This is a genomic window from Pseudomonadota bacterium (assembly GCA_008501635.1).
Taxonomy (GTDB): domain Bacteria; phylum Pseudomonadota; class Gammaproteobacteria; order QQUJ01; family QQUJ01; genus QQUJ01.
The window spans coordinates 1-4,468 of record QQUJ01000009.1; the positions used below are offsets into that span (position 1 = coordinate 1).

5 protein-coding genes and 2 pseudogenes are annotated in these 4,468 nt (G+C 52.1%); 1 reads left to right on the plus strand and 6 read right to left on the minus strand.

Features of this window, described 5'->3' with window-relative positions:
• The 6 genes and pseudogenes from DWQ09_02410 to DWQ09_02435 all read right to left on the minus strand — a co-directional run.
• Nucleotides 1–338: transposase (locus tag DWQ09_02410; GenBank protein KAA3629908.1), on the minus strand; the 338-nt coding region annotated here is incomplete at its 3' end.
• A 55-nt stretch (nucleotides 339–393) separates the two neighbouring features.
• Nucleotides 394–549: pseudogene (locus DWQ09_02415) on the minus strand (amphi-Trp domain-containing protein).
• A gap of 112 nt (nucleotides 550–661) precedes the next feature.
• Complete coding sequence (locus DWQ09_02420) at nucleotides 662–1,573, minus strand: PAP2 family protein (GenBank protein ID KAA3629904.1); 912 nt, start codon at nucleotides 1,571–1,573, stop codon at nucleotides 662–664.
• 171 nt (nucleotides 1,574–1,744) lie between these two features.
• Nucleotides 1,745–2,158 carry a hypothetical protein gene (locus tag DWQ09_02425; GenBank protein ID KAA3629905.1) on the minus strand — a complete coding sequence of 138 codons (414 nt, stop codon included), beginning with the start codon at nucleotides 2,156–2,158 and terminating at the stop codon, nucleotides 1,745–1,747.
• A gap of 92 nt (nucleotides 2,159–2,250) precedes the next feature.
• Nucleotides 2,251–3,064: pseudogene (locus DWQ09_02430) on the minus strand (hypothetical protein).
• A 35-nt stretch (nucleotides 3,065–3,099) separates the two neighbouring features.
• Nucleotides 3,100–3,393 carry a hypothetical protein gene (locus DWQ09_02435; protein KAA3629906.1) on the minus strand — a complete coding sequence of 98 codons (294 nt, stop codon included), beginning with the start codon at nucleotides 3,391–3,393 and terminating at the stop codon, nucleotides 3,100–3,102.
• 737 nt (nucleotides 3,394–4,130) lie between these two features.
• Between DWQ09_02435 and DWQ09_02440 the strand changes: the two genes are divergently transcribed.
• On the plus strand, nucleotides 4,131–4,468 hold a 338-nt coding region (locus DWQ09_02440; GenBank protein ID KAA3629907.1), incomplete at its 3' end, for a transposase.

Genomic DNA, 4,468 nt, shown 5'->3' on the forward strand with positions numbered 1-4,468 from the left:
TCCAGCAGATGACGAAAATTGAGAATCGTCGTCTCGTCGGGAACCGGCTCACGCCCAAGGTCAATGCCGGCGAAAAGACACATGGAGCGAGATTCATACAACGCTTCCTCGGCGCCTGGATCCGACAGGTTGAACCAGTGTTGGAGGAAGTAGATGCGCAACATCCGTTCCAGTTCAATGGGTGGGCGCCCGTTTCCCGCTTTGGGGTAGTGGGGTTTGATGAGCTCACAAAGCTGATCCCATGGAACCACAGCATCCATCTCCGAGAGAAACTTCTCTCGCCGGGTTGGTTTTCGAAATTGCTCAAATTCCCCCGCGGCAAACGTTTGCTGTTTCATCGTTTTCTACCGGTTCCAAATAATGCGTGTATTGTCGCAAACTTTGGGACTTAATCAGAGATGCCTTAGCTCTTACCGGAACATATATTCTTTCATTTGCGATCTGTATTTCAAATTTTTCTCCGCTTTCTAAAGCGTCCGCCAGACGACGAAGTTTAGCTACAAATTCGGATGTTGAATAATCTTTTTCGATATCGCGTTCTTCTTTCACACTGGTTCCTTTTATATTAATGACGAGTGATTGCTCTCTAATTCGATTTTTTCAGTTTTTTCGTCAATGTCTATGTAGAGTTTGTGATTCTTACGACCCTTTTATTTCAATCTCAAGGTTTGTGCTTGATGCAAAAAAGAGTGGTGTCCTCTTTATTTCCACCTTTTTGATACCGGCGGCGCATGTACCCGGCGAGGGCAAAACCCAGCAGGAGCCAGAAGCCACCAACAAGGAACCCTGCCGCGACGTCACTCGCGTAGTGCACGCTCAGCAGCAGGCGACTGAAGCCAACCAGGCCGATAAGGACAGCAGCCCAATAAATCACCTCGAACCGTGGCCGCGCATCTGTAAGGTTGCTGGCAATGATGTAGGCAACAAAGCCATACACAGCCATGGCGCTGGTCGCATGGCCACTGGGAAATGAAGGTGTTGCTGCCACAACTTCCGTGACAAACTCCGGGCGCGGTCGTGCAATCACGTACTTTCCTGTATAGGTGGTAATCTGTGATCCGAGCAGGCTCAGCCATAACGGGGCGATCATGTAACCGTGGCCATACACCCACAACAGCCCCGTCGTCACAAATGCCACCGCAGCCAGAGCAGCCGATCCACCGAGATCAGTAATCCAGGAAAACAGGGCGATCACTCCATCTATGCGAATCGCAGCCAGTTGCTGATTGAGCCATTGATCAAACTGCACCAGCTCGTCTGCCTCGAAAAGCTCCTCCACCAGCCCGCCAAGCAAGGCAGCAAGGTAGAACGCCGCAATCAAAATAAGTGTCAGGGGAAGGCCGGTGAACCGATTCGGTGTCAGCCTGCTCTGAAGTAAACCTGTTATCTGCGGAAAGGTCGTCTTGAACCGCGAGCCCAACGCCGAGACATCATCTCGATTCCGTGCGTGCCTGGCGATCATGGCTGTCTTGCCGAAAAAACGCCGCGCCAGCCGCAGCGCCCGCCAGGTGATCAAGCGGAGCACAACGAGCATCGCGAACACCACCAGCACAAATATCACTGCCCAGATCATCTAGAGTCATACTCTCAGAATATGAGATTCAAAAACATTATAGGAAGCTCCTGAATTTAACCCGCAAGTACATAACCGGGAACGGACCACAGTTTTTCGTGCTCAGTGGCAACCGAATTTATAAACCGTAGTCTGTCACCGATTGTTTATCACGATGCAGATCAGGCGTGGCTAAGAGCCGTCGCCAGAATCCGTCTTGTTAGAGGATTTGTCATCTGTTAACCACCTAACCGCCTCTTCACGTTCCAAGAATGTCTGCACATTCCATCCCCTGTTCTTGCACGCTGTTTCATAGAACTCCACAGCCTCTTTGGTCCTCAATGAGGTGGGCATGATGAGCGCTATGCGACCACTCCTGTCCGCCTCTTCCTCTATGTACTGCTTTTCTGGCAGGTCTAGGATATCTATCATTGATGCGACAAACTCCATTTCTGAAGTATCGATAAGGAATCTATTGACACCCTTCTCTTTCTCCAGAGCAATGAGCTCGGAGGTTGATTCCTTTAAGTCATACGCGGTAGTACGACCTACGTAGAAGACCTCGACAATTTGCAGTGTTGGACTATAGTTGTACGTCCACGGCATCTTGTATTCCTCTAACGTTTATGCTGTGCGGCGCAAACGAAGCGCGGCATAGTTTGCGTGATCCTCCCCCGAAATAATGGACACGCTCTCATCTAGGCTGCCATTGCTTTGTAAACGGCCGGAGGAACGTAACCGATCCCCGAATGCAACCGCTTGTGGTTGTAGAAATGGTTTATGCAACTGTTCGGGGCTGAACGCAAGTGGTAGACGCCAAAAAACTGGCGACCGCGCGTCAGGTCCGCCTTAAGGGTGTGGAAGAATGACTCCATGTGGGTGTTGTCGATACAGCATACAACAGCCTGGGCGATTCACGCTTGCACGGATACCGTGCTTCTTCCGGACTGCGTGAACGCGATGACTCCCGTAGGTACCCCGGCTCCCCTCATGGGTCGACGCGATCTTTTCCTTCAACCGCCGGCCTCCTTGCTCCGCTCCGACTCAACTCGTCGACTCCACGCGGAGAATCCGCTTCGCGAGACACCCAGCGAGCTGCAAAGGCACTTCACCCTATTTCTCGGGTTCCCGCGATGAATCGATACCGCTCTGATGTTCCTCCGCGAGCAACCGTTGCCCCTTTTTCAGGAGGTCGTTCTCCTGACGCAGCCGGGTGTTTTCCTTCTCCAACTGCCTGATGCGGTCATGTTCACTCATTTCCACCCGGGCCGAGACGACCTTCTTCCGCTTGTCGGCCACAATCCTTCCTTCCCGGTATTCTTTGCGCCGCCGTGACAGCATGAACAGGTGTATGTCCAGTGTTCACGCTACTTCCTGCACCTGGACACCATCCATCAAGCTCGGTTGAACTGCCTTGGCCTTGAAGGCCTCCGAGTAGCGCCACGGCTTACGGTGTTGATTTCTTTTTGGTACCGGACACCTCTTTCGTCGTTTGACTTCGGTGTCACCCAAACCGTAGGAACTCTCGTGCGTACTGCTTGCACTGGTTAGGTGTCGCCACCACGTTGGCGCAGCTCCGCCTGCTTTTTATTGAACTTGATAATACCCAATGGCAGAAGGACCCCGTACGGTATCCACAGCAAGTAGTTATAGGGTTGTGGAAGCACCAAGAGTAGGACAACGAACACGATGACCGCGACCCAGGTGATCGCCGCGACCTTGACTGCAAAGGCCCGTTCGAGGGGCCCATTGGTGCTTTTAATGCTGAAGTAGGTCCCGATAGCACCTCCGCCAACACCAGCGATACCACCAATTATTCCCCCGAGCAGACCAGCATCCATTAGTTTATCTCCGCGACACCTGACGACCATGCTCGGCGGCGCGGACGGAGCGCCAAGAAAAGCAGCCCGCGCTTATCCGCGTTCGCTGTAGCGCCTTGTATGGCGCCAGGTCAATCGGTTTCAAATACCTCGCCAAAGGCTGCACCCTTGATCTCCTCCGCTCGATACCAGGATAGCCAAATTGGTTCTTCACAGTGACCCCTGCTAACTAACGCCGTAGCGAGATCCCGGCTGATCCGTTCCGCGTTCCGAGCGAACCGATGCTTTCGAACGAAGCAATCGATTCTCCAATGTGGATTCACGTTTTCGATATATCCCGGTTTATGTGCAAAGTAACGCGCCACCGGCGTCAGCGTTGCACCGCCGCCTGAACTCGTTGAAGTGTGGTATACCTCTCCAATCCGTGTTTCGCCGGAGCTTCTGCAATCAGCTTCGTAGGACTCAGAGATGGCAAATCGATTCATAGCTAACGGCACCTAACGATCACGCTAATTCACACGAAGTACGAACGTCGATGTTGAGCGGCTGGCTAGATTTTGTTTTTCCAATTCAAGACTCCAGTATATGTGTTATAAATAGTTGGCAAATATCATTAGGATGAACACCACCAGCGCCATATCCAGTCCCGACATATGCAAGCCCTGCATTAAGAAAGTTTTGTCCCACAATTAAGGCATCTCTGATTAAGTCCCAAAGTTTGCGACAATACACGCATTATTTGGAACCGGTAGAAAACGATGAAGCAGCAAACGTTTGCCGCGGGGGAATTTGAGCAATTTCGAAAACCAACCCGGCGAGAGAAGTTTCTCTCGGAGATGGATGCTGTGGTTCCATGGGATCAGCTTTGTGAGCTCATCGAACCCCACTACCCCAAAGCGGGAAACGGGCGCCCACCCATTGAACTGGAACGGATGTTGCGCATCTACTTCCTCCAACACTGGTTCAACTTGTCGGATCCAGGCGCCGAGGAAGCGTTGTATGAATCTCGCTCCATGTGTCTTTTCGCCGGCATTGACCTTGGGCGTGAGCCGGTTCCCGACGAGACGACGATTCTCAATTTTCGTCATCTGCTGGA

Bases quoted from the DNA above. Each gene is read 5' to 3' on its own strand.
- DWQ09_02420 (KAA3629904.1), bottom strand. From the start codon at position 1,573: ATGATCTGGGCAGTGATATTTGTGCTGGTGGTGTTCGCGATGCTCGTT.
- DWQ09_02425 (KAA3629905.1), bottom strand. From the start codon at position 2,158: ATGCCGTGGACGTACAACTATAGTCCAACACTGCAAATTGTCGAGGTC.
- DWQ09_02435 (KAA3629906.1), bottom strand. From the start codon at position 3,393: ATGGATGCTGGTCTGCTCGGGGGAATAATTGGTGGTATCGCTGGTGTT.